This window comes from Desulforhabdus amnigena (genome assembly GCF_027925305.1).
GTDB lineage: Bacteria > Desulfobacterota > Syntrophobacteria > Syntrophobacterales > Syntrophobacteraceae > Desulforhabdus > Desulforhabdus amnigena.
In genome coordinates, this window is record NZ_BSDR01000001.1 from 2,356,194 (window position 1) to 2,380,177 (window position 23,984).

Genomic DNA, 23,984 nt, shown 5'->3' on the forward strand with positions numbered 1-23,984 from the left:
ATCTATGACAGGAAAATTGCGCCGGGGCACCATCGACCGCAGGACCAAAGAGACTCAAATCCAGCTGGACTTAGTGCTGGACGGAAAGGGATCTGTTGATCTGAAAACGGGTGTCCCTTTTCTGGACCATATGCTGACCCTCTTCAGTGTTCATGGACTCTTCGATCTCAAGATTCAAGCCGTGGGTGACCTGGAGATCGATGCGCATCATACGGTGGAAGACCTCGGCATTTGTCTCGGGGATGCCCTTTCCAGTGCATTGGGAGACCGCAAGGGCATTTGCCGCTACGGGCATGCTATCGTTCCCATGGATGAAACCTGTGCTTCCGTGGTTATGGATCTCTCCAACCGCCCTTACCTCGTCTATCAGGTTCCACCCTTGTCAGAACGGGTCGGGCAATTTGAAACGGAGCTCGTCCCGGAATTTTTACGGGCATTCTGTCAGCATGGTGGAGTCACTCTGCACATTCAGGTTCCTTATGGAAAAAACACTCACCATATCCTTGAAGCGATCTTCAAGGCACTTGGCCGTGCCCTGGACCAGGCCACCCGGATGGACGAAAGGCGTAGCGGCGTCCCCTCATCCAAAGGGGCCCTTTAGGGAGTTGGCGGATTCCAATCTCCCGTTATTCACCACGGAGACACGGAGAAGATTTCAGAACCGACTCTCCAAGGAACGGTCAGACGATCTTGTCACGAAGCACCTGTAATTCGAGGTGCTTCTCTTCGTTGACGTGATAGACGGTCTGGCTGGGAAAAGCGAACTCGATTCCCTCCTCTTTGAAGCGTCGCATGATTTCAAGACAGGTCTTTTGAATCCAGGCCTGGTAATCCCAGTAATTGGGAGGATGATACCAGGCAAAAACGGCAATGTTGAGGCTCCAGTCGTTGAAGGCATTGAAGTAAACGCGGGGAGGAAGATCTTCTCGCATCCCCTCGTGGTTTTCAAGAATCCCCTCTACGATGTGAACGGCCCGTTCCACCTTCTCAGGCGGAGTATCATAAGTGATGGTAAGATTGGTCTGCCAACGCAGATAGGGCCTTTTCCCAATATTTTCCAGGGTGGAATTGATGATTTTCTCGTTGGGAATGGAAACCAGGTGCCCTGCCAGAGTGCGTACTCGAGTGCTCCGAAACCCTACATTTTCCACAAAACCGTCGTAGCTGTCGATGGCGATGCGCTCCCCCACCTGGAAAGGCTTGTCCAGAAGAATGGTGAGGCTCCCCAGAAAATTGGCGATGGAATCCTTCCCCGCCAGGGCAAAAGCGAGGCCTCCAATCCCGAGAGATGCGATGAGGGGGCCGACTTCGATGCCCGTCATGTTCTGCACGACCATAATGCCGCCGATAATGAGGATAAACACTCTGAGGGTTCTCCCCACAAGAGGGACCAGCATGTCGTCGATGGTGCTCTCGGTCTGCGCCGCCCATTTTCTGAGCTGCAAATCCACTACATTGACAAACCGGTAAATGAACCAAAAGAGCGCGACGGTTCCTCCGAGATCGGCAACCTTGCTGGCCACGTGATGCACATAATTGCTGCCATCGGCCGCATTGAAATACCCGAGGATGGGTGAGAGGGCCCAATAGACCCCGTAGATTCTGATGAAAAGGGAAAGGGGCTTGGAGAGCGCCTTGAGAAACAGCCGCCACCATTGGACGGCTCTCTTATCTTCAGATTGGAGCTGGAGTTTCCTCAAGAGAAAATATCTCACCATGCGTTCCACCAGCACCACAAGAACAAGCAGGAGCAGGCAGGAGATCAACTTGAGCCAGGAGATTCCCCAGAAGGCCTTGGCGGTAATCCATTTTCCGACTTTACGTGACGCCCCTTTCCCCACCTCGTCAATTTTCTTTCCAAGCATCTTCCCCGCCTGGTCCAACTTTTCAGTCTGCAGGGGAACAGGACTCTCATTGGGAGAAGGTAAGAGATTCACCGGAGCTTCGGATTCCTTCTCTTTCACTGCATCTTTTTTTTCCTGGGCTCCAGTCGCATTCTGAGCAAAAGAAAGAGAAAAAGATCCGAAAGAGAAAAAAACAAAAAATAAAATGAAAATGATAAGGCCTAAGCTCCATTTATTACGAGAAATCAACTTTTCCTCCCGTGCATGCAGTTACAGACATCACAACGATTTCGCAGGACTTGATCCAAAGCGCCTCAAAGCTACGGAAGGCTCCCTGCAGGGTTCACCCAGGCTCCAGTTCCGTCGCTGCAGAAAGCCGGCGATGGGCTCATACATTCTTCCACCCAAACGACTCTTGCGCAACCCCTATCCGAGGTCGGAGAATATATTCAATTGCTTCGAGAATATCAATGAGGGTCTCAACCGTTCACCAGCGAGGTTTGATGGACGAATCCCACCGTTCAAAATAATCAGGTGATTGTTCTTGACATTATATGCATTCTGACTTATTTTGATTTTGTTATCGCGGGGTGGAGCAGTCCGGTAGCTCGTCGGGCTCATAACCCGAAGGTCAGAGGTTCGAATCCTCTCCCCGCTACCAGGAAAATCAAGGGCTTATGGGAGACCATGAGCCCTTTTTTTGTTCCTCACACTATTCCCCACACCCACGCTGGAAATAAAACTTTAGAGAGCACAACGATATTCAGTTTTCAAAGAGCGGTATTCAGACCTCTCCGGAGACATTTTTAAGGTTTTTGGGAGGGATCTCCCTCTTTCCCGTGCCGCTACATAGAGGGATTCAAGCCTTTGGACCTTGCTCTTGAGCTGGATCAAGTCTTCCATGATGCCTTCAGGAGACGTTCTCCGTGCGTTTACGGAAGGTCCAGTAGGAGTTCAGAAAGTAGTTGACAAGTGTTGCCGGCACAATGCTTGCGCCCTGGTGCACGACGGGATTCACCTGCGGGAAGAGCAGGTTCAGGAGCATGAACGAACTGTAGCTGATCCCGAGTGCGAGCACGGAGACGAGGTTGAACTTGATGCCTCTCACCGAAAACCTGGTACAGGTTTCCCTCGAGCCGAAGGTCCAGCAGTTGTTGAAGAGGAAATTCCAGAGGATGGAGAGTTCGATTGCGATGGGGGAGGCGATATACTTGTTAAGGTCCAATTTGAGAAGAATACTGAAGCAGCCGAGGTTTACCACAATGCCTGAGGCTCCTACGGCTGCAAATTTGAGAAAAGTCCTGGAACTCTGGTAGCGTATCCACCACGCATTGATCACGAATTCCAGAATGTCCGAGAAAGCCAGCTTTGATTCCCCTACCGTTCTGTCGATGAACTCAACGGGGATTTCCCTGACCCTGCCGCCGTTGACCACCGCTTCGTGAAGCAGGGCCACCTGGAAGGCGTACCCTTGCACCCTTAAGCCCTTCAAATCCACTTTGCGAAGGAGTGAAGACCGAATGGCGCGAAATCCCGCCGTGCAGTCCCTCACCTTATTGAGCCCTGCCACGTAGCGGGCCACGAAGTTGCCGACCCTTGAGTTCATCTTCCGGTGCATTCCCCATTCGTCGGGGATCTTCCCGCCCCGGACGTATCGGCTCCCGATGACAAAGTCCGCCCCTTCGTCCAGCGCTTGCACCATACGGGGGACGTCCTCGGGTTTGTGCGAGTAGTCGGCGTCCATCTCGAAAACCGCGTCCGCTTTCATGCCGTTGAGGGCGTGGACCATGCCCCTTATGTAGGCAGCCCCGAGCCCTGCCTTCTCGCCTGTGAGCAAATGAATATTGCCATACTTCTCGCTCCGGTTGAGAACAATCTCGGCCGTTCCGTCCGGGGAGTTGTCATCAACAACCAGGACACTCATTTCGTGGTGAGCCATCTTGCAGAACTGACGCTGCAATTCATCAATCAAGGTTCCGATGTTTTTGCGCTCATTGTAGGTTGGTATGATGATCACGATTTTCATCGTTCTGTCCTCACTGCTTAGGAACAAAGAAAAAGCCGTTTGCGCTGACCCTCTCCACTCTGTAGCCGGTCTCGATAAGCTCGAGAAATACGTCCATGAAATCGCCGCTTCCGCGGTTCCGCCCCGACTCGAGCTGAATGACTCTGAAATACTGCTCTCGCAGTCTTTCGTAGACTTGTTCCCGGTCCATTTTTCCCATCGCAACGGCCTGCTTTATATTAAATGGATCGAATTCAAATTCCTTGCCCGCCCAGTAGCAAAGGACTATCGAAGAACAGAGGGCTGGCCCTTCGTGGGAAGCCAGATATTGAATATCCGAAATGTTCTGCTTTTCTAAATCCTTGAGCGTATGCCATACTCTAAAAGGGTCTTTGAGATTGCCAGGAGTAGCCAGGATGACTCCTAGAAAGAGCAGCAGGGGGAGAGTACGACGGAATAGAATTCGGTCGGGGAACTCTCTTGTTGAAAGGAGCCGGTTAAGATTAGATAGACCGACCCCACACCCTATCACAAGAGCTATAACGAGGTCGAACAACTGATTGTAGCCTGCACCCTCACCCCCATAGAAAAAGAGCCCTATCGCAGCGGCAAAAAACGCATACAAGCTGATCAAAAGAGCATAGCGGCCCCCTTCCCGCATCGAGGCGACTATCACCCAGAAAGCCAAGGGGATCTGCAGACCCGCCAGAAGATCAAAAGCCCCCGATCGAACCTTATCGATACTGTATACCCGGGCAGAAACGATGCTCTCGACCATACTCCATCCATATAAAGCCAGCAGAGCGGCCATAACACAGGCAAATAAGAGCACGCTCCAGGCTATCCATCTCAGAAAGGCCTTCCGATCCCGGTACAGAATGAAAAGAGTTGCTGCCATCGGAAAGGCCAGAATGCTATGCTTGGTCAGGCCCGCAGCAAGAGCTAGTGCAGCTACCAGCGGTAGCCCCATGCGGCGGTCCCAGCCACGCAAGAACACAACCAGAGCACTCGTCATGAATGCATGGGCCAGCATCTGGGGATCGTCCATTGCGATGTATTCATTGAAAAAAGCACCCATAATCGCAAGATATAACAGCCCTGAAAGGACTGACGCAAAGCGATCACGGGTCATCAAGAAAACGGAAAGGAAAATATTAAACGATACGATGAGCATAGAAGCAAGCGATACGAGCCTGCCTGCAATAACCTGATCCCCAATCAGCGTTCCGATGAGACCTACGATATAGAAAGATAGTGGAGGATAATTGTTTTGAACGAGAGTTCCGGGAGAACTGTACAGGTTTTCCATGCGCATCGCTTTAAGCGCAAAAAAAGCATTCCAACCCTCATTATAGTTGGGAGTGGTGATGAGAGACACCTGAAGAACGAATGGAAGCAGCAGGGCGATTGCCAGTAAAGAAAACACGATGATATAGGTGAGGTGAAGGTATAGGTGCCTCTCTTCCAAATGAGTGCGTTGATTCATCACTATATCCCGGTGGTCGATTCAGTTTTCACAAAACTGCAGAAGCAGCCTGAAAAGATCCAATGACCTCTCCACTGTTATTCCTACCTTTTTCATTCACACTCATTCCTCCGGAGGGTCTTCTTGTTCGACGGAAAAGCAGACAAGGATTTCCCGCTTGTCAGCCATGCTGATCAGACGTAGTCTATCCCCGGTAAGGGTTTTTCTTTATGCCGTCATCAGCGATGTCTCTGGAACTGCTTTGGAATCCCGCCGGGCAACATCGAGCCACAGGTCAACCGCCACCTGAATCTCCTGGAATGCCTCTTGTGGAGTCTCCCTGAAGGCCGAACATCCCTTCAGGTCGGGAACTATTGAAGGGCTTGGCCATGGTTTTGTTAAAATATTCAATAAAGGATGGTATCCCAGTGGCGCAAATCCTCAGTGGATTTGAAGCTGCCTCTTTTGAGAAGTCTCCTGACCAGGATAGAGAACCAGATCTCCACCTGATTGAGCCAGGAAGTGTGCTTGGGAGTATAGACGAAACGAATACGATGGGTGGAATCTTCAAGAAACTGGGTGCGAGTGGCCATGGATTCGAGGATGCCGCTCTCTCCCTTGATGCCCAGATCCTCTTTGATGATTGAGGGAGCCAAGATCTGACCGGTTGCCACTTCGAAGTTGGCAATGAGGCACTGGGTTCCGTGACGGATGTACTCATGCTCAACTCTTTCGACAAGTCCTGGTTTTGGGGGCTTTGTCGGATGGGCACGCTCCAGAGCCTGAATGCCTGTCTTCTCATCGGTGCTGATCACGTGAACTCCCTTTTCATGAAGACTGTGGGAGCTCTTGTAGAGCTGACAAACCTTCTCAACCTTTCTATCAAACTCCTCGGGATTGTCAGCTCTCTCATTGTTCAACCAGTAGCGGGATCTATGAGGTTTGAGATCCGCCTGATTTTAAAAAACGCCCGACACTGCTCTTTTTCATCGTCCTTTCTCTCCGCCTCGGTTAGTGCCTCTTTAGCCTGGCTCCACCTCTTGCGCCATAGCTTGACGGCTCTTCGACTTGTTCCAAGCCTTTGTGCTATGTGCTCATTGCGCAGATCGGATGCAGCCTTGAGTATTATCCTGGCCCGCAGCACCTCACCTTGTGCACTGTGTCGGCAGCTTGTGATCTCCCGTAGAACCCCACGCTGCTTTTCGCTAACATCTGGGCATGAACGTTAGTAGTCAAAAACAGAAGCCCAACCTCTTTCAAGATTGGGCTAAATCATTGATTTTATTTGGTGGAGATGACGGGATTCGAACCCGTGACCTCTGCCTTGCGAAGGCAGCGCTCTCCCAACTGAGCCACATCCCCTCTTGACATTCAACATACCGTTTTCATCAGAAGGTGTCAAGCAATCAGCAATTCTCATTTTGGATGTCTCTCATGATATTGGCATTTCCGACATCCCCCTTGATCCCCCTTCAAAGGGGGATTTTATCCTAAAAATTCTCCCCTTGAAGGGGGGCAGGGGGTGTAGGTTTTTCAAAATGAAAATTGCTGCAAGCAATAGGGCAACATAAGAGACTTCCATGAACTTTTACGTTTCCACCGTCCCTCAGTACAGCTCCATGCAAATAGGTGATCAATCTATCATCCGTCATTCCCGCCTTCGCGCACAAGTGTTAACCTAAAACAATTACATAATAATACCAATAGCATACATAAAGATGCCAGATACAAATCCTTGAATTAATGCCAATGCGCCATCGTGGGAATGAGAGATGAGATTTTGTGTATCCATTTATATGGGCATGTACTAAAAAAATATCTCACATCAAGGGCTGCCCGCCATTTATATTTATGCTGAGATGCTCTGAGTCTGTTTCCGACTTCCACGGTAAAGGGAGCGGCATTGGTTCGTACACTTTCGATTTTCGAGCGATACTGAGTTCATCCCCGCTCTATGCGGGAGGCGCCTTCCGAATATCAGGCAGGAACACCGCCAGCAATCCCAGCAAAGGCAGGTAAGCACAGATTCGGTAGACGTACTCGATACCATATGCGTCGGCCATTTTTCCAAGTACCGCTGCACCAATACCGGCCATACCGAAAGCGAGCCCAAAAAACATCCCTGAGACCATTCCCACCTTACCGGGAATAAGCTCCTGGGCGAAAACCAGAATGGCTGAAAAAGCCGACGCTAGAATCAGACCAATGATAAATGACAATACCCCCGTCCAGGTCAGATTCACATAGGGCAACAGCAGTGTGAACGGTGCAACACCTAGAATTGACGCCCATATCACGTGCTTTCTGCCGATCCGATCCCCTACGGGTCCGCCCACAAGGGTTCCCACTGCTACTGCAAACAAGAACACGAAGAGGTGTATCTGTGCGGACGCCACCGAAAGGTGGAATTTGGTAATAAGGTAAAAAGTGAAGTAGCTGCTGAGGCTCGCCATATAGAAAAATTTGGAGAATATAAGGACCAACAGAATCAGGAAGGACTTTTTCACAATACTCACCGGAAGCGCCATTTGGGGAGACGCATGTGACCGGGGTTGCCGAGTCGCCATGATTTGTCGGCATTTGTACCATCCACCCACCTGCCACAGCACTCCAATGGCCGCCAGCGCGGCCAGGGAAAACCAAGCCACGCTGTTCCGGCCCTGAGGAATGACGATCAAAGCCGCCAGCAGTGGCCCCAGAGAGGTCCCTGCATTCCCCCCCACCTGGAAGATGGACTGCGCCAGACCATATCGCCCGCCCGAGGCCATTCGAGCGACTCGAGAAGATTCCGGATGAAAAATCGATGAACCCATCCCCACCAAGGCGGCCGCAGTAAGTAAAATGCCATAATTGGGAGCCAATGCCAGAGAGATCAACCCGCACAGAGTACAGCCCATCCCTATGGACAAGGAATAGGGCTGAGGATATCGATCAGTGTAAAGCCCGACTATCGGTTGCAACATGGATGCCGTAATCTGATAGGTCAGCGTGATCAGGCCGATCTGCGCGAAACTAAGTTGAAATTCACTTTTTAGGAGGGGATAAATCGCCAAGATCAAGGACTGGATCATATCGTTTAGAAAGTGTGAGAAGCTGATGGCCCCCAAAACCTTGAAGCTCGTATCACCCTTGATTTCGGCTGGAATATTGAATGTCTGTACACGCCCTATCATAGAAATTCCTTTGTTTGCGCTTTAACTGACATTGAGCATTCCCTATGATTTTATTAGGTTTTTTGACTGTCTTGCATCATCGATGCATAAATAAATCCAGTAGATCAAAATTCTACCTGCTCAATGTCATCTAAATATTATTTTTTTCAGTTTACCACTCTAACAATAACAATGATGAGGAAAAGAATCCTTTTGATAGGATACCGAAGTCGGTGAGCCTTGCCGGGAATGAGATCCCCCCAGATATCTTGCCCTTAAAAAAGTCTTCTTTGGGCTGGATTCATAATACATTTTTTCATTATATCTTACTCAATACCGTTTTTAACGTCCTTAACTCCTTTTCTTAATGAGATCTTTTATGAAAGTCATCCAGGCAGTATATCTAATTTTATCTTGTGAAAGCTCCTCAATTTATCCTTACTGGTTGCGGCCTGCCATGACACCGCCATCGACGTTCCAGATCGCACCGGTTACCCAGGCGGCATCCTCGGAGAGCAGGAACACGATAACAGAAGCGACATCCTTGGGGGTGCCAATTCGCCCAATCGGGTGAAAATTGTTGAAGCTCTGCAGGACAGCATGAACATCCTCAGGCTTTATAAATGCGGTATATATTGGTGTCTCTACCACTGCAGGGGCCACAGCGTTGACACGGATATTCTTGTCCGCGAGTTCCATTGCCAGGTGCTGGGTCAGAGAGTGAAGACCTGCTTTAGCCATGGAGTAGGCCGAAGAGGGCGTGGCTTTGATGGCCTGATGTGCCCACATCGAACCGATGTTCACAATGGCTCCGCCCCCGTTTGCGACCATGTTCCTCGCTACTTGCTGAGTCAAAAAGAACATGGCCCGGTTTAAATCCATATAGGCGTCATAATCATCATCGGTATGATCGAGGAAGGGTTTGGGAGAGAACACGCCGGCTGCATTTACCAGGTATTTTAAATCCTTCATGTTCATCTTTATATGGCGTATCAGTCTTTCGAGATCCTCTTTTCTTGTGAGGTCACTCTGAAATGTGTGTACTCTGCCGAAGTCTTTGCATGTCTCACGCGCATGCTCCAATTTTTCTAGACTGCGCCCCACCAATGTCACCGCAACTCCTGCTTCAGTCAGCATCTTGGCAGTTGCTAGCCCTATCCCGCTCCCGCCGCCAACGATCAATGCTTCCTTACCTGTAAGGTTCATCTTATCCTCCTAAGTTGACACGTTTCCTGATCAGGTAAATCCCGTCACGAATTGTAAGGAACAGCTTTTCGGCCCGGTCGTCTGCTCTTACCAGCTCATTGAAGTCTGCCATTGCCAGGCTTTCATCGTCTTTTGGATCGAAAATCCTGCCATACCACAGAGCATTATCGGCAAGGATCAAGCCGCCTTTTCGTAAGATCCGCATCGATTCCCTGTAATATGTACTGTAGTTTTCTTTGTCGGCGTCAATGAAGACAAAGTCGGTTTTGGCATCCGGCAGGGTCTTCAAGACTTCCAGCGCTTCACCGATGCGCAACGTGATCTTGAAGCCGTCAGGGCTCCTGTCGAAGAAATCCTGCGCGATCTTTGCGTGAAGAGGATTATGCTCGATGGTCAGAATTTCCCCGTCGTGAGGAAGTTTCTCGGCCATGGCAAGGGCCGAATAGCCGGTAAAAGTACCGATTTCAACGATGTGCCGAGCGCCTGATAGTTGAACCATTAGTTGCAGGAACCGACCCTCAACTCGTCCGGTGAGCATACTGGGATAGGGAGTTCTTGTCAGGGTAAAGAGTTCAATCTCCTCAAGGAGCATGGACATGGGCGATGTATGAGCCGCAGCATATTCCTCTGCTTGCTTGGCCACAATATCCATGAAGCTGTAGATACCCGCAGAGGTATCTGCTCGCATGTCGGAATCTTGAGTGTTTTTGGGGCTCACAGTGTATTCCTCCCTGAATTTTACAATACCTTTTAAAATATTCTAATCACCTTAAAAGGGTTTATCTTGGTTCAGTGAGAAATGGATTTTTGCCTTCACAAAATAAGCTACTGTCGGTAGAAGATATTGGGAACCGGGAGCGTGTGGAGCGTTCTGCCCCCCACGCTGCCGGAGTTTATAAGGCATAGGGGAGAAGTTCCGGACGTTGTTCATGGGAGCTTAGTACCCCAACGCACTAATTACGCGGCCATTTGCACGGATTTTGGAGCGAACTTGGCCACGAGCTTTGTTTTCGTATAGGTCCACTTTATGGGTTTTGGATGTCTGTTGAGCTCATCAAAGTAACCCATAAGCATTTGTGAAAGCTCCTTTTTGTCGTTGAAGTCGTTGGGAGTGAGTACATCCCTTGTAACCTTACTGAAGATGATCTCAACCTGATCGAGCCAACTGGCATATGTGGGAAGCCAGTAGATACGAACATTAAAAGAAAGGTTGAGAGAAGCAATCCATTTGCCCAGTTGTTTGGGTGCATGCGTAGAGCCATTGTCCAGAATGAGATCAATAACCTTGAATCCCTTGACAATGGCTGAAGAAAAGAAACTCAGAAGAAAGGTTTTGAACTCCGCGAAGCGCTTGCGAGCGAAGGTACGGGCGAAGGTGATTCCATTGGCGACGATAAGAGCACAAAACAGCTGTAATGCTCCCATCCGTTTGTATCGGGATGCCACGTGAACGGGGTGTTCGGCTATGGCGGGTTTGGTCTCGTGAAGAGGTCTTCTTGCTTGAATGGAGGTCTTCTCATCGATACAAACGGAAGCTTCACCCTGCTGGAACAACTGGGGAGCGTTCTCATAGAGATCCAGGACTGGAGACGCTTTCTCAACGAATTTTGGATCAGGAGATTTTTGCCATAGATGATATTGCCAGGGTTTGATCTTGTCCTGTTTCAGCCAAAGACGAATAGTGCTCGGGGCAATGTGGCTGACGATTCCTTTTTCTTTGGCGACTTGACAAAGCTTCTCTCCAGACCAGCGTTGCCATGGCTTGCCATGATCACACGGTTTCGAACAGGCCAACAAGGTGATCTGAGCCCTCACGGCAGAAGGATGCTTTCTTGGGGCTCCGGGTCGGGGGGTGGTTTTTGAGGCTACCTTCATTGACCCATCTGTTGCGGAACTTCTTAACGGTGGATGGCCTGCATCCGACTTCATCAGCGATCTGCCGGATGCTCCATTCCGGGTGCTCATGCGATAGGAGGAGGATACGAGCCCTTACAACCTCCGCATAGGGTTTTGTGTAGCTCACTCTCAGATGTTTCAATACTTTCCGTTTCTCTGGAGGAATGTAGATGCAGTATTTGTGTTGAGGTCCAGGCATGGTTGTACTCCTCTCCTGTTTGTTGCCTTCTTATTTAATTTTAACATGCCTGGAACCTCTTAGGTTCTGTTGACATTTGGGTTCTAATTAATAGATGTCAACAGCACTACTACAAGATGAAACATGGTTGAAGATCCTCCAATTCCTTCGCTCCTGTGTGGATGTTTACGTAGGAGAAGAAGGTGATTGCCGTCTTTTCATTGAGGCACTCCTTTGGATTACACGAAGTGGTGCTCAGTGGAGACTGCTCCCGGAGAAATTCGGTAACTGGAACAGTGTCTATAAACGATTCGCCCGCTGGTGTAACAAGGGTATCTTCTCCAGAATGCACGAGCACTTCATAGATGATCCCGATATGGAGAACTTCATGTTTGACAGCACCATTGTTCGTGCCCATCCCTGTGCTGCCGGAGCCCTCAAAAGATCCGGTGGACAAGAGACACAGGCTCTCGGGCGCAGCCGAGGAGGTTTTTCCACCAAGATCCACGTAGCGGTAGATGGCTTGGGAAATCCCCTGAGGTTCATTCTCACTCCCGGTCAGAAGAGTGACATCGAACAGGGACCGGCTCTTATCGAGGGCTTCACCTTCGCTCATGCACTGGGAGACAAGGGCTATGATTCGGATGCCTTCGTCCAGGCGATCACCCAATCTGGAGCTACTGCTGTGATTCCACCCCGGTCCAATCGCAAAGAGCCCCGCGAATACGACCAATGCCGCTACCGCGAACGACATCTGATCGAGTGCTTTATGAGCAAGATCAAACATTTCAGACGCATTTTCTCCAGATTCGACAAGCTCGACAGAAGCTTCTTGGGCTTTCTTGGCTTTGTCGCAGCTCTCATCTGGTTGAGGTGAAATGTCAACAGAACCTAGGGTTGAACAAATCTGGTTGCGTAATTATCGCGCTGGAGTACTTAGCGAGGGGCGGGTTTGCTCCCCCCTGATGGTCATCCGTCGCCACCCCCAGCCGGTTATCCCCCAGCGAGTCGCTCTCCAGCGTGTCCGCTTCGCCGGATGCAGCAACATTAACCGGGGATGAGCTTGCCGGTCAATCATTGATGACCCAGTCCCTTTCTATGCGATGGATAAGCCTGCGCTCGGGGGAGATATCGAACTTGCGATCGCGTTGGGCAAAGATGATACTTTCTCGGCCTTCGAGCTTCTCCTTTGGGGCAATATATACTGTGAATGGATAAGAGTTGGACATTGCGATGCATGGTGATTACCCTCTTCCCATGAAGAATCCAAACAGGAGGGATAGCGCCATGATTCGAGTCAAATTCAGCCCCGAGACCATCGAGAATTTGGACTATGAGAGATACCAAACATCCGAGCCCAAGAGTTCAGCATAAGAGGGAGGTATTGTATACTGCGAACGGTTAAGATCTTGATTTTTAGCTGCAATTCTATTGAGAGCCGGCTATTTCTATCGCGGCTGGAAGCCACTCCTACAGGATCATCAAGAAGTCAGGATCTCATCCGGGCGGAGTATATCTTTTACATTAGTCCGAAAACAGCAAAGGAGAGCGTATGCCCGATGAAGACCATACAACATCCAATGAAACTGGTATCGCCGGTCTGCCGAAAAGCTGGGCAGTTGCTGTTCAACTCGTTGGCACTTTTGGCCTTGCCGTTTTTCTTGTGCTCTATTACGTACTCGTAATGCAGCCCAAGGAGGCCGAACGGTATGAGCAACTCCGCCAATCAGTTGCCTCACTCGGAGAGATTGTTGCTGCCCAACAGAGCCTGCTTACTCGTGAACAGGCGTCACAGCTCGAAGATCTTTTTGTGATGGCGATGGCGCATGAGGTGGCTGATGTGATAGCGGGTGAGTTGAGAGGCAATTCCACCATTGAAGTGTTGGCAAAGAAGATTGAGGATAAGCTAATCTTTCAGACTCGACTCCTTGAAGGACTGAGGCGAAAGGATGGAGGCACAATCTCCGAAATGCTGACCCACAAGATACGAAACAGCGCTATTAGCCAAGAGCTCGCGCAAAAAGCAGTGGCGGAGTGGAGAAACGCCGAACCCGAAATGGTAGCCAATGAGTGCAAAGGTGCATTGAACTTTGCGATCAAACGCGCAGCGATGGCAAAATAACTCCTTTGCTCTACTTACGGCTACACCAACAAACGCCGCTCCCGCATATCGGGTGATGGGGCAACCGGTACTGGCGGACATTACGCTTGCGACCCGCTGTACCAACGCCAACGGGTCGACCTGGAATGCGCGGACGCTGGTGAAACGGGTCCGCGAGAGCTACCCACGCACCGCCTTCGCGATTGCCTGGTATTCGAGCGTGGAGGGTGCCAACCCATATGTATTCGCACTGCCGGACGTGTCGTTCACCATGAAGTTGCTCCATGATCCATTATAATAGACACGCAATAGGCAGGGCACTTCCTTGGCCGGGCCCGCCTCTGTAAATACCGTTGCTTTACAGATGCAGGGCCACTATAGTTGGAAGCCTGCTGCAATATTCCATAAAACTATCAAAAGGGAGTGAACGATATGAGAACACTGCTTGTTGTGATGCTGGCCCTTCTTCTTACCACCGGCGTGGTGTTTGCCGAAGGAGGGCAAAATCAGGGAACCACTGGATCTGGAACAACCTCGACCGGGTCCACCTCTCAGGGCGCTGCATCTCAACCGCGTACCGGTCGATAACGCAGGCCATATATTTCTTGCGTGTCTTGCGCATCTTTTGAATGATTGCAGTGGCAGGGATAGGAATCCTTCTGCCCTGCCATTTTCGGCAAGTTCTCTTTCACAGGCCGTGTTGCGGCTCTATGCCGAAGCGCACGTCGGTGATCCACTTGCCTGGCGAATAAATTGGTACGGTGATGGATTTCAGTAGGAATTCAGGTAAACAGTGGTGGAGATTGGGCCTGGCATGCGTGATCGCCGCAATGATGCTGGTGCCCTGGTCTCCCTGGGTTGGGCTGGCGTTGGCGGGATTCGGGCTGGGGATCGGTCTTCCGTTCTGGTTGGGGCGGTCGTGGCGAAATATTCTGGAACCTTTGGGAAGCTGTCTGAAATCAGCAAACCTGGTGCCGTCGCGTTTGTTGCACTCGGGCGCTCATTCTCCCTCCTCGAAAAAAGAGGAAGAGAGTGAATCTTTACTTTTGCACGAAGACGGCACGCAGAGCACCCCGGTCGAAGGTCCCATCGGGCATACACAGGAGGTGTCGGCGGAGGATACATTGTGCCGGCCGTTTGCTTTTCATTCATGGTCGTTACAGGCCCGCGCGCGGGAAACGTCGATAGAAGCCACATTGCGTCCGCAAAACAGTTTCCGCCTGGCTACCGACGGTATGGCGGCGGGAGGGGAACACGAGAAGTCGATCCCACGGGCTGAACCGGAGGAGGTGATTGATCTTCCATCAATATTGGAAAACCTGGAGAAAAGGTATCGAGGCAAAGGGCTTGCCGATCGAACACCGGCGTCCGAACCGCATTCCGCCAAGGGGCCGCCGGTCACGATAGATATCGAGGAGATCCGCCGACGGCTAATGGCGGTCTATGGCGAGAGACTGTCCGGCAGCACCCGGAAGACCTCTTCTGATACGCCCGAGGAAAGCCTGCGCGGGGCCGGCTCCGGTACCCACAGCGGGCGCGTCGACGCTCCCGCTCCAAAGCCCGTCATGCCCGCCGGGTCGTCGAGGTTTGCAGGAATGACGGTTGGAGAGGCCGCCAGGGGATGTCGGCCTGCCTGTAATCCGGGCAGTGGTCCGAAACTGACCATCGATGCCGCCCGTTGCGGTTCACAGGAGAAACTCCCGGGGCGAGTCGTGGAAGGCGCGAAGCCGCTCGTAAAAACAAGGCCACCGCATCCGCCGGTGGCGCCATCTGACCGAACTCTCCCGGCAAGTGACTCCAGGGTGCCGACGACAGGCGTGTCCAATGGGGGCCTGGTCAGCGCGGTTCCGAGCGGCGAACCGGACATCGGCAAGGTGAAGGACTCTTATACCCTTACCCCGGCAAACCCGTACAAGCCGATACTTAAACCGGACGGGCTTCCTTGCCCGGCGGTATCATTCCAAAACGATGCGCAGAAATTTCCAGCGGATCCACATGCTCTTGACCTCGCGGCGGGCGGGCCTGTGCCGGGAGTGTTGTGCGCACCCCTTGCGGCGGGCAACCGAGGCAACCCTGTCCAATCTGAATTCCATGACGAGGTGTGCCTGCCGCCTGTTTCGCTGCTTCACCCCGCCGATTTGGCGGTCGCGTCAATGAGTCAGGACGACCTGATCAACGGCGGCATCCTGATCGAGGAAAAGCTCGCCGAATTCCGCGTCAAGGTGAACGTTCAGGACGCTTATGCCGGCCCCGTCATCACACGTTATGAGGTACAGCCGGCCGTAGGGGTACGCGGCGGGCAGGTGGTGAGCCTGATGAAGGACTTGGCCCGCGTCCTGGGGGTGGCATCCATTCGCGTGGTCGAAACCATTCCGGGCAAGACATGCATGGGGCTGGAACTGCCCAATCCGCACCGTCAGATGATTCGCCTTTCGGAGGTTTTATCGTCCGAGATTTTCCAGTCTCATACATCAAAACTGGCCATGGCGCTCGGCAAGGACATCATCGGCGCACCGGTGGTGGCGGATTTGGCCAAGGCGCCGCACATCCTGGTGGCAGGAACGACCGGTTCGGGCAAATCGGTCGGTGTGAACGCCATGATCCTGTCTCTGTTGTACAGGGCGACACCCGACGAGGTGCGCTTCGTGATGATCGATCCGAAGATGCTGGAGTTGTCGATCTACGATGGCATCCCTCATCTGCTGGCTCCTGTGGTAACGGACATGAAGCTTGCGGCCAACGCGCTCAGCTGGTGCGTGGGGGAGATGGAGCGGCGCTATCATCTGATGAGTGGGCTCCGGGTTCGCAATCTGGCGGGCTATAATCAAAAGGTACGCGAAGCCATCGACGCCGGAGAGCCGCTGGTTGATACTTTCTCCCCGGCTCAGGACGACCCTGCGCCGCTTTCGCCCCTCCCCTACATTGTGGTGGTGGTCGACGAACTCGCCGATCTGATGATGGTGTCGGGGAAAAAGATCGAGGAATTGATCGCCCGCCTGGCCCAGAAAGCGCGGGCCGCCGGCATCCATCTTATCCTTGCTACGCAGCGTCCTTCGGTCGATGTCATTACGGGGCTGATCAAGGCCAACATTCCGACCCGCATCGCTTTTCAGGTTTCGTCCAAGATCGACAGCCGCACCATTCTCGACCAGATGGGCGCGGAATGCCTGCTGGGACAGGGGGACATGCTCTACCTGCCGCCTGGCACCGGCTATCCGCAGCGCGTGCATGGCGCTTTTGTGGCGGACGATGAGGTGTATGCCGTGGCCGAACATCTGAAGCAGTTCGGCGAGCCACACTATGTGGATGGCGTACTCGATGGAATGGCGGATGCCGAGGATGGAGGAACGGAGGTGGATCGGTTCGGCGACGAGTCTGATCCGCTATACGATGATGCCGTCGCCTTCGTGATCAGCTCCCGCCGCGCATCGATCTCCGCCGTTCAGCGCCAGCTGCGGATCGGCTACAACCGCGCCGCCCGGCTTGTCGAGCAGATGGAGGCGTCCGGCCTGGTCAGTCCGATGGAAAGCAATGGCAGTCGGACGGTTTTGGTGCCGGCACGGCAAGAGTAATCCGGTATGGCCAATGCTTTCTCGGACCATTCACCAACGTCCCAGCTTGCGCCTGCGCAGAATTTAGAGATTGTCAGGCGCCAATAGCCGGATATTTTCAAAGACCAAAGGCCCTTCAGATCACCCTCGAACAGATGCAGACGGGAACCGAAGGGCATTTCTTTTTTCGGTTCCCGCCCAAAGATTCAACACGACAAATAAATGATCGTACCCACAGGATATATCCGGGAGGTATTTCTAGGGGACATCGAACGAATTTACCAACTGCTGCGTGGTTCCTTCCAATCGCTCAAGAATCAGGTGAGAGACCCTTTGCATCATTTCATAACCAAAAGAATGATCCTTCTTACAGAGATCCATGATGCATTTGCTATCGATCAAGATCGTCTGTGTCGGTTCCGTAGCTCTGGCCTGGAAGTGCCACTTGTAGGGCGGGAAAAGCCATGACCAGCCGACAACTCCCCCCCCTTCGATGGTGTAGATTGTCAATGGGGTTCGATTCGGCAGCGGGAGATCAATGGCAACCTTGCCGCTGCGAATGAGATAAAGCCGGTCAGCCTCTCCACCTTCCTCAAAAATGACACTTCCGGCCCCGAAGTCTTTTTCAGAAGCACAATTGGCAAGCTTTTCGATGTTTCCAATGTTGAGATCTTTAAAGAGGGGGTGTTCCAACATTTCTCGCAGAAGCTCCGTCATAACCTGTCTCCTCTTTGCAGTTGTGGAATAACTTCAGTCTTGTCTCAGGAATTCAAGGTCGTCCCTAAAATACTTTCCTAACTATTGTCTTACGATAATCGCTTAGAGATGAACGCGCAATGGCATGTGAAGCTGAAACAATGAACCAGGGAACTTTGTCGAGGTATTGTCCTGCCTGCTTTTCCATAAGGTACATGAATGATTGTTGACATATCTGACAGTATCTCGTATAGATGATGCCGTATAAACAATATGGATGTCAGGTGCCGCTTGGTTTAAAAGGGAATCCCGTGAAATTCGGGAACGGTCCCGCCGCTGTTACCGGGGACGAAATCCGTAGGAGCCACTGTCCGTTCAAAGCGGGATGGGAAGGTTCGGAGAGTAGAATGATCCGCAAGTCAGAAGACCTGCCTGATGTTGCTTTGGAAATCGGTGCGTGGAGATATCCGATGACCTGATCGAGGACTAAGTGAACCAGGGTGCAATCCTTAGAGTATTCAGCTCTAAGGATTTTTTTTTTGCCTTGCCGCGCTTGCAATGAACCGAAAACAAAAGGGAGGATTTCGAAATGCTGCAAAAATGGCTGTTTCTAATGGGCCTGCTCGTTTTCTTGAGTACTTTGAGTGTCAATGCCTTTGCCGGCCATGGGGAAAAGAGGGCTGAAAAGAAGGCGATTTTGCTGGTAGCCTTTGGAACAAGCGTACCCGAAGCCCAAAAGGCGTTTGACGTGATTGACGCTGAAGCCAGAAAACGCTTTCCGGGTGTTGAGATCCGATGGGCTTATACATCCGGTATCATTCGAGCCAAACTGGCCAAGCAGGGCAAGATCATGGATTCCCCCGAAGTGGCTCTGGCAAAGCTCATGAACGAAAATTACACCCATTGCGCCATCCTTTCCTTGCACACTATTCCCGGAATCGAGTTCCACGATCTCTACCAGAACGCTCATTGCTTCCAGGAGATGTCGGGAGGTTTTGAGAAAATACTAATCGCACGGCCCCTGCTTTCCTCCAAGGAAGACATGGAAAGAGCGGCAAAAGCCATGATCAAACATATTCCGGCCAGCAGAAAACCGGAAGAAGCGGTTCTTCTCATGGGCCACGGCAGTGAAAAGCATCCAGCCGACGCCTTGTACCTGGCAATGAACCAAATTTTTCAGGAACTCGATCCCAACGTGTTCGTAGGCACTGTGGAAGGGTACCCGGCCCTGGATGACCTTTTGCCGAAACTCACTGAACGAAAAGTGAAAAAGGTTTATCTCATGCCGTTTATGCTCGTAGCGGGTGATCATGCGCGAAACGACATGGCGGGAGACGAGCCGGACAGCTGGAAGTCGGTTCTCACCAAGAACGGCATCGCGAGCGAGGCCGTTTTGAAGGGCACGGCCGAATACCCTGAGATTGTCGAGATATGGCTGGATCATCTCGCTGCCGCTTTTGCTCATTTTTGAAAAGAGGGCTGCGATCCGCTCAAGGGAGTTGGCGGATTCCGGTATCTCGTTATTCACCACGGAGACACGGATGGCACGGAGAAAATTTTGGAATTCCTATGGAATTCCCCTGTGATCTCTGTGCCTTCGTGGTAAGAGGTACTAAAAACTCTAACAGCAAAAACTCATTGAACAAGTTGCATCGTTTCAAGGGAAGGAAGTGCAAATCTTCCGCCGCCCCGCGACTGTGATCGGGACGAAAACCGCATGGTGCCACTGTCATGCCCAGAAGCGTGATGGGAAGGCGCGGTGATTAGGATGAACGTGAGCCAGGAGACCTGAACGATGCCGGAACTTTTCACCGAATCCCCGAGGGGGGAAAAGGAAAGCCCCATCCATGTACGTTTTTCCTTCATCCTTTGCACGTATTGTTTTCTGCATCCTTTCGGCTTTTTTTCCTTTCATCTCCATCGCGACCTGTGCGGCGATGTTCATGGCCGAAAATACGCTCCCGCAACCTCCCCATCCTTCCGCGCCCATTGCGGAGCATGAAGCTCAAACGGAGCACGGGCAGGCTGACCTCTTTCCCGGCAAGGCGCGGATTCGATATGCCAAAGGCTTCACCATCGAATACCACAATACGTACAAAAAGATTCAGGTTCTCTCCCCCTGGCGTGACGCTCAAGTGACTTTCACCTACCTCCTCGTGCCGCACGGCCAAACGCCTCCGACAGCGCCTCCTGAAGCCGTGGTCGTCGAGGTCCCGGTGCGGCGGGCAGCTCTTACGAGCACAAGCTCCGTGCCGTTCTTCCCTATGCTTCAGATTGAACAGGCATTGGTGGGATTTTCCGGTTGTACACGTGTCACCACGCCCAAGGTGGTAGAAATGATCCAGCAGGGGCAGGTCACTGAAATCGGCTGCGGAAGCAACGGAATGGACAGAGAACTGAACATGGAGCAGCTCTTCGCTCTTCAGCCGGACATCGTTATAACCCACGGCACCGGCATTCCCCAGTTTGACAAACATCCCAAACTCATTGAAGCCGGCTTTCGAACGGTCATCGAAGCCTGTCACATGGAATCTACGCCACTGGGCCGCACCGAGTGGATAAAGTTCATTGCCGCTTTTTTCAACAAAGAGGCGGAAGCCGAGCGCCTCTTCGACGAGATAGCAATGCGCTATGAAGATCTGGCGGAAAAGATGGGGACGGTGACGGAACGGCCCACGGTATTGTACGGAATGGTCTACCGTGACTTATGGTATGTCGCCGGAGGCAAAAGCTACCACGCAAAATTCATGGCAGATGCGGGGGCGGACTACCTCTGGAGCGACGACACGTCGACGGGAGTCATGCCCATTGGCATGGAAACGGTCTTCGATCGCGCCAGGGATGCGGCATTCTGGCTGAATCCGGGGGCCTGCAGCTCATTGGAAGAACTGTCGGGAGCCGACGAGCGTTACGGTGCATTCCGGGCCTTTCGCACGGGCCATGTGTACAACAACAACGCCAAAATAGGGCCCGGAGGCGGCAACGATTTCTGGGAAACGGGGATGGCCCGGCCGGACCTCGTACTCGCCGATCTCATCAGCATTTTCCATCCGGATCGACTGCCTTCCCACCAGCGCATTTGGTACCGGCAGCTTCCACTCCACGCGGAGAAAGAAAACTGATGCGGAACATTCCCTCTTTTTTTTATGCCGACCCAGCACAAACCCTCTCCCGGAGCAGTACACTTCTCTGGGCGGGACTCATCACCACGCTGGCGGTCGTCTTCACACTGGAGCTCTCTCTGGGCTCGGTATTGATTCCCTTCAAGAGCGTCATTTCCATTCTGCTCGGGCATGAGGACGCTCCTGCCGGATGGCGAAACATCGTCCTGCTCTTCCGCCTGCCGCGAGCGGTCACTGCCGCTCTTGCGGGAGCGGCGTTGGGCATCGCCGGATTGAAAATGCAGACCCTGTTCCGCAATCCACTGGCAGACCCTTTTGTCCTCGGCATAAGCTCCGGAGCGAGTCTCGGCGTGGCCTTGACCATCATGACCGCCGGGGGGATGGGCTGGAGCATCCTGGTGGAAAAAACCGGGATCTCGGGGAACTTCTCCCTGATCTTTTCGGCAACGCTTGGCGCCGTTACGGTTCTGAGCATCGTTCTGGGGATTGCACGCCAGGTGGAGAGTAACGTGACCCTGCTCATCATCGGACTCATGTTCGGCTACATCAGCGGCTCTCTGGTGAGCATCCTCATGCAGTTCTCCCTCGAACAACAGATGCAAAGATACGTGGTCTGGACATTCGGCTCCTTCGGTGGAGTGACATGGAAACAGATCACGGTCTTCGCTCCGACCGTGATCATGGGTCTCGCACTGGCCCGGTTCCTTGCAAAACCCCTGAACGCATTTCTCCTGGGGGAAGGCTACGCCCGCAGCATGGGGGTCAATATCCGCGCCACGCGCTTCTGGATCATTCTGGGCTCTTCGCTCCTGGCGGGGTCCGTCACGGCCTATTGCGGCCCCATCGGTTTTCTTGGAATAGCGGTCCCTCACCTGTGCCGTCTGCTGCTGAAGACATCGGACCACCATGTTCTCGTACCCGCCGTAATTCTTCTCGGGGCGACGCTGGCGCTGCTGGCCGACCTCATCGCTCAGCTGCCCGGCACTCAGGTCGTACTGCCCCTCAACGCGGTGACCGCTCTGATCGGTGCACCGGTCGTCATTGGCGTGATTCTTCGCCGTCGAAATGCCATGGAGGCTGGAACATGAAGAGACAAACACTGCTGGAGGCACGGGATCTGGCTGTCGGATACAGGAAACCCAGGCGCCCCCCGCGCATCGTCACGGAGGGGATCAACATTGCGCTGCGCGAAGGGGAGTTCGTCTGTCTCCTCGGCCCCAACGGCGCCGGCAAGTCGACTTTGATCCGAACCCTCTGCGGGATGCACCCCCCCTTATCCGGCACGGTTTGCATTGCAGGAGAACCTTTGAAGGAGCTCTCCCCCCACATGCTGGCACAACGCATGAGCCTGGTCCTGACCCAAAGGGTCGCCGTCGGCATGATGCCGGTCAAGACGCTCGTGGCTTTGGGCCGCCATCCCTACACCGACTGGGCGGGACGGCTGGGCAAAAAGGACGAGGAAGCGGTGTGGCGGGCCATTGCCGACGTGGGCATCGAAGAACTGGCGCACCGCCCGGTCTGCGAACTCAGCGACGGTGAAAGGCAAAAGGTCATGATAGCCCGGGCGCTGGCCCAGGAGCCACAAGTCATGATCCTGGACGAAGCGACGGCGTTTCTCGATTTGCCTCGCCGTGTGGAACTCATGCATCTGTTGAAGGGATTGGTTCACGACGGACAGAGGGCCATCCTGCTGTCGACACATGATCTCGATCTGGCGCTCCGCTGTGCCGACCGGCTATGGCTCCTGCCTGCCGGCGGCCCGCTCCTCGAGGGCGTCCCGGAAGACCTGGTATTGTGCGACGCCTTTGCCAAAACCTTCGCCGACGCCGGGGTGTCGTTCGACAAAGGATCGGGGGCTTTCACCCTCAGCAATGCGGAACGGGGAGAAATCGGATTGTGTGGGGAAGGCGTGCATGCCATGTGGACCTACCGTGCACTCGAGCGTGCAGGATATCGCGTCCTCCCCCAGGGCAAAACGGAGCGGTGCGTCGAAGTGACGTGCGAAAACGGCTCGATATCCTGGCATATTCGCGGCTCGAACAAAGCGTACACATCCTTGGAAGCTTTGCTTGCGGGGCTGGAATACCGTTGGACTGCGCTTCATGAGGAATGTGCAAAACCGCTCACCGAGGAGTTGTCCCATGCAGACTAAAGGATTGATCATGGTAAATACCGGCAACGGCAAAGGCAAAACCACCGCAGCCCTCGGTCTTGCTTTCCGCGCTCTGGGACACGGACTGCCCGTGTGTATCATTCAGTTCATCAAAGGAAAGTGGAAATACGGCGAATTAAACTCCGCAAAGCGATTTGAAGACTTGCTGGAGTTTCACGTTGTGGGACAGGGCTTCACCTGGAAGTCCGGCGACCCGGAAGGCGATCGCCGGGCGGCGCAGGAGGGATGGAAACTGGCCAAAAGCATCATTGAAGAGGGACGGCATCACCTGGTCGTTTTGGACGAATTCACGTACCCCCTGAACTATGGGATGGTGGACGAAGAGGAGGCCATCGCATTTCTTTGTCGAAAGCCGGAAGCGCTGCACGTGCTCATAACAGGGCGCAATGCCCCAGCATCACTCCTGGACATTGCGGACATGGTCACTGAAATGCGTGAAGTGAAGCACCATTTGAAGGCCGGAATCAAAGCTCAGAAGGGCATCGAATTCTGAACTGCTCCCCCCTGAACAACGGCGTACATGAAACCTGTGGGCGTTTACTCAACAAGCGAAAGGAGAAATATCAAAGAATCAAATACCTGTCATCGCAAAGCA

At 52.7% G+C, this 23,984-nt stretch carries 21 protein-coding genes, 2 tRNA genes and 2 riboswitches; of the genes, 11 read left to right on the forward strand and 12 right to left on the reverse strand.

The window, feature by feature from the left end:
• The first annotated feature begins 4 nt into the window (after positions 1-4).
• Positions 5-601, forward strand: coding sequence for an imidazoleglycerol-phosphate dehydratase HisB (gene hisB, locus QMG16_RS10065; protein WP_281793950.1), 597 nt, complete (start codon positions 5-7; stop codon positions 599-601).
• Between the two features lie 79 nt (positions 602-680).
• Here hisB and QMG16_RS10070 read toward each other — a convergent pair whose 3' ends face one another.
• The gene (locus tag QMG16_RS10070; RefSeq protein ID WP_281793952.1) at positions 681-1,964 is read right to left on the reverse strand and encodes a mechanosensitive ion channel family protein; all 1,284 of its coding nucleotides are present in this window, start codon (positions 1,962-1,964) and stop codon (positions 681-683) included.
• A 464-nt stretch (positions 1,965-2,428) separates the two neighbouring features.
• Between QMG16_RS10070 and QMG16_RS10075 the strand changes: the two genes are divergently transcribed.
• Positions 2,429-2,505, forward strand: a tRNA-Met gene (locus QMG16_RS10075).
• A 249-nt stretch (positions 2,506-2,754) separates the two neighbouring features.
• Here the strand turns inward: QMG16_RS10075 and QMG16_RS10080 are convergent.
• From QMG16_RS10080 to QMG16_RS10120, 10 genes are all read right to left on the reverse strand, one after another.
• Positions 2,755-3,870 (reverse strand): glycosyltransferase, encoded by a 1,116-nt coding sequence (locus QMG16_RS10080; RefSeq protein WP_281793954.1) that lies wholly within the window; start codon positions 3,868-3,870, stop codon positions 2,755-2,757.
• A gap of 10 nt (positions 3,871-3,880) precedes the next feature.
• Entirely contained in the window at positions 3,881-5,335 is a 1,455-nt protein-coding gene (locus QMG16_RS10085; RefSeq protein ID WP_281793956.1) for a glycosyltransferase family protein, read from the reverse strand.
• 386 nt (positions 5,336-5,721) lie between these two features.
• On the reverse strand, positions 5,722-6,129 hold the full coding sequence (locus tag QMG16_RS10090; RefSeq protein ID WP_281793958.1) for a transposase: 408 nt from the start codon (positions 6,127-6,129) through the stop codon (positions 5,722-5,724).
• A gap of 101 nt (positions 6,130-6,230) precedes the next feature.
• Entirely contained in the window at positions 6,231-6,458 is a 228-nt protein-coding gene (locus QMG16_RS19575) for a helix-turn-helix domain-containing protein (protein WP_373878669.1), read from the reverse strand.
• A 142-nt stretch (positions 6,459-6,600) separates the two neighbouring features.
• Positions 6,601-6,676 (reverse strand) — tRNA-Ala (locus tag QMG16_RS10095).
• Positions 6,677-7,266: 590 nt separating this feature from the next.
• Positions 7,267-8,487 (reverse strand): MFS transporter, encoded by a 1,221-nt coding sequence (locus QMG16_RS10100; RefSeq protein WP_281793960.1) that lies wholly within the window; start codon positions 8,485-8,487, stop codon positions 7,267-7,269.
• A 417-nt stretch (positions 8,488-8,904) separates the two neighbouring features.
• Positions 8,905-9,672: an SDR family NAD(P)-dependent oxidoreductase gene (locus tag QMG16_RS10105; RefSeq protein WP_281793962.1), complete on the reverse strand. Its 768-nt coding sequence runs from the start codon at positions 9,670-9,672 to the stop codon at positions 8,905-8,907.
• Position 9,673: 1 nt separating this feature from the next.
• Complete coding sequence (locus QMG16_RS10110) at positions 9,674-10,390, reverse strand: O-methyltransferase (protein ID WP_281793964.1); 717 nt, start codon at positions 10,388-10,390, stop codon at positions 9,674-9,676.
• A 239-nt stretch (positions 10,391-10,629) separates the two neighbouring features.
• The gene (locus QMG16_RS10115; protein ID WP_281793966.1) at positions 10,630-11,469 is read right to left on the reverse strand and encodes an IS630 family transposase; all 840 of its coding nucleotides are present in this window, start codon (positions 11,467-11,469) and stop codon (positions 10,630-10,632) included.
• Positions 11,444-11,767, reverse strand: a complete 324-nt coding sequence (locus QMG16_RS10120) for a helix-turn-helix domain-containing protein (RefSeq protein WP_281793968.1) — start codon at positions 11,765-11,767, stop codon at positions 11,444-11,446. The genes QMG16_RS10115 and QMG16_RS10120 overlap by 26 nt, the downstream gene beginning before the upstream one ends.
• 94 nt (positions 11,768-11,861) lie before the next feature.
• On the opposite strand from QMG16_RS10120, the gene QMG16_RS10125 reads away from it, so the two are divergent.
• The 4 genes from QMG16_RS10125 (at position 11,862) to QMG16_RS10140 (ending at position 17,419) form a co-directional block, all read left to right on the forward strand.
• The gene (locus tag QMG16_RS10125) at positions 11,862-12,623 is read left to right on the forward strand and encodes an IS5 family transposase (RefSeq protein ID WP_281792066.1); all 762 of its coding nucleotides are present in this window, start codon (positions 11,862-11,864) and stop codon (positions 12,621-12,623) included.
• Positions 12,624-13,298: 675 nt separating this feature from the next.
• The gene (locus tag QMG16_RS10130) at positions 13,299-13,868 is read left to right on the forward strand and encodes a hypothetical protein (RefSeq protein ID WP_281793970.1); all 570 of its coding nucleotides are present in this window, start codon (positions 13,299-13,301) and stop codon (positions 13,866-13,868) included.
• A gap of 411 nt (positions 13,869-14,279) precedes the next feature.
• Positions 14,280-14,435: a hypothetical protein gene (locus QMG16_RS10135; RefSeq protein ID WP_281793972.1), complete on the forward strand. Its 156-nt coding sequence runs from the start codon at positions 14,280-14,282 to the stop codon at positions 14,433-14,435.
• 215 nt (positions 14,436-14,650) lie between these two features.
• On the forward strand, positions 14,651-17,419 hold the full coding sequence (locus tag QMG16_RS10140) for a DNA translocase FtsK (RefSeq protein ID WP_281793974.1): 2,769 nt from the start codon (positions 14,651-14,653) through the stop codon (positions 17,417-17,419).
• Positions 17,420-17,656: 237 nt separating this feature from the next.
• Here QMG16_RS10140 and QMG16_RS10145 read toward each other — a convergent pair whose 3' ends face one another.
• Positions 17,657-18,115: a cyclic nucleotide-binding domain-containing protein gene (locus QMG16_RS10145; RefSeq protein ID WP_281793977.1), complete on the reverse strand. Its 459-nt coding sequence runs from the start codon at positions 18,113-18,115 to the stop codon at positions 17,657-17,659.
• Between the two features lie 244 nt (positions 18,116-18,359).
• Positions 18,360-18,544: riboswitch (cobalamin riboswitch) on the forward strand.
• Between the two features lie 139 nt (positions 18,545-18,683).
• On the opposite strand from QMG16_RS10145, the gene QMG16_RS10150 reads away from it, so the two are divergent.
• The 5 genes from QMG16_RS10150 to cobO all read left to right on the forward strand — a co-directional run bounded on the left by QMG16_RS10150 (position 18,684) and on the right by cobO (position 23,882).
• Complete coding sequence (locus tag QMG16_RS10150; protein ID WP_281793979.1) at positions 18,684-19,565, forward strand: sirohydrochlorin cobaltochelatase; 882 nt, start codon at positions 18,684-18,686, stop codon at positions 19,563-19,565.
• A 166-nt stretch (positions 19,566-19,731) separates the two neighbouring features.
• A riboswitch (cobalamin riboswitch) is annotated at positions 19,732-19,904 on the forward strand.
• Positions 19,905-19,941: 37 nt separating this feature from the next.
• Positions 19,942-21,216, forward strand: coding sequence for an ABC transporter substrate-binding protein (locus tag QMG16_RS10155; RefSeq protein WP_281793980.1), 1,275 nt, complete (start codon positions 19,942-19,944; stop codon positions 21,214-21,216).
• Positions 21,216-22,304 carry an iron chelate uptake ABC transporter family permease subunit gene (locus tag QMG16_RS10160; RefSeq protein ID WP_281793982.1) on the forward strand — a complete coding sequence of 363 codons (1,089 nt, stop codon included), beginning with the start codon at positions 21,216-21,218 and terminating at the stop codon, positions 22,302-22,304. The genes QMG16_RS10155 and QMG16_RS10160 overlap by 1 nt, the downstream gene beginning before the upstream one ends.
• A complete protein-coding gene (locus QMG16_RS10165) occupies positions 22,301-23,368 on the forward strand; it encodes an ABC transporter ATP-binding protein (protein WP_281793984.1) in 1,068 nt (355 codons plus the stop codon). Before QMG16_RS10160 ends, QMG16_RS10165 begins: the two co-directional genes overlap by 4 nt.
• Complete coding sequence (cobO, locus tag QMG16_RS10170) at positions 23,358-23,882, forward strand: cob(I)yrinic acid a,c-diamide adenosyltransferase (protein ID WP_281793986.1); 525 nt, start codon at positions 23,358-23,360, stop codon at positions 23,880-23,882. Before QMG16_RS10165 ends, cobO begins: the two co-directional genes overlap by 11 nt.
• Positions 23,883-23,984: the final 102 nt, after the last annotated feature.

What these genes read in the sequence shown, in the direction of transcription:
- QMG16_RS10100 (WP_281793960.1), bottom strand. Translation starts at nt 8,487, where the DNA reads ATGATAGGGCGTGTACAGACATTCAATATTCCAGCCGAAATCAAGGGT.
- QMG16_RS10160 (WP_281793982.1), top strand. Translation starts at nt 21,216, where the DNA reads ATGCGGAACATTCCCTCTTTTTTTTATGCCGACCCAGCACAAACCCTC.
- QMG16_RS10135 (WP_281793972.1), top strand. Translation starts at nt 14,280, where the DNA reads ATGAGAACACTGCTTGTTGTGATGCTGGCCCTTCTTCTTACCACCGGC.
- QMG16_RS10130 (WP_281793970.1), top strand. Translation starts at nt 13,299, where the DNA reads ATGCCCGATGAAGACCATACAACATCCAATGAAACTGGTATCGCCGGT.
- QMG16_RS10125 (WP_281792066.1), top strand. Translation starts at nt 11,862, where the DNA reads ATGTCAACAGCACTACTACAAGATGAAACATGGTTGAAGATCCTCCAA.
- QMG16_RS10155 (WP_281793980.1), top strand. Translation starts at nt 19,942, where the DNA reads ATGTACGTTTTTCCTTCATCCTTTGCACGTATTGTTTTCTGCATCCTT.
- QMG16_RS10085 (WP_281793956.1), bottom strand. Translation starts at nt 5,335, where the DNA reads ATGAATCAACGCACTCATTTGGAAGAGAGGCACCTATACCTTCACCTC.
- QMG16_RS10120 (WP_281793968.1), bottom strand. Translation starts at nt 11,767, where the DNA reads ATGCCTGGACCTCAACACAAATACTGCATCTACATTCCTCCAGAGAAA.
- QMG16_RS10145 (WP_281793977.1), bottom strand. Translation starts at nt 18,115, where the DNA reads ATGACGGAGCTTCTGCGAGAAATGTTGGAACACCCCCTCTTTAAAGAT.
- cobO (WP_281793986.1), top strand. Translation starts at nt 23,358, where the DNA reads ATGCAGACTAAAGGATTGATCATGGTAAATACCGGCAACGGCAAAGGC.
- QMG16_RS10150 (WP_281793979.1), top strand. Translation starts at nt 18,684, where the DNA reads ATGCTGCAAAAATGGCTGTTTCTAATGGGCCTGCTCGTTTTCTTGAGT.
- QMG16_RS10080 (WP_281793954.1), bottom strand. Translation starts at nt 3,870, where the DNA reads ATGAAAATCGTGATCATCATACCAACCTACAATGAGCGCAAAAACATC.
- QMG16_RS10105 (WP_281793962.1), bottom strand. Translation starts at nt 9,672, where the DNA reads ATGAACCTTACAGGTAAGGAAGCATTGATCGTTGGCGGCGGGAGCGGG.
- QMG16_RS10165 (WP_281793984.1), top strand. Translation starts at nt 22,301, where the DNA reads ATGAAGAGACAAACACTGCTGGAGGCACGGGATCTGGCTGTCGGATAC.
- hisB (WP_281793950.1), top strand. Translation starts at nt 5, where the DNA reads ATGACAGGAAAATTGCGCCGGGGCACCATCGACCGCAGGACCAAAGAG.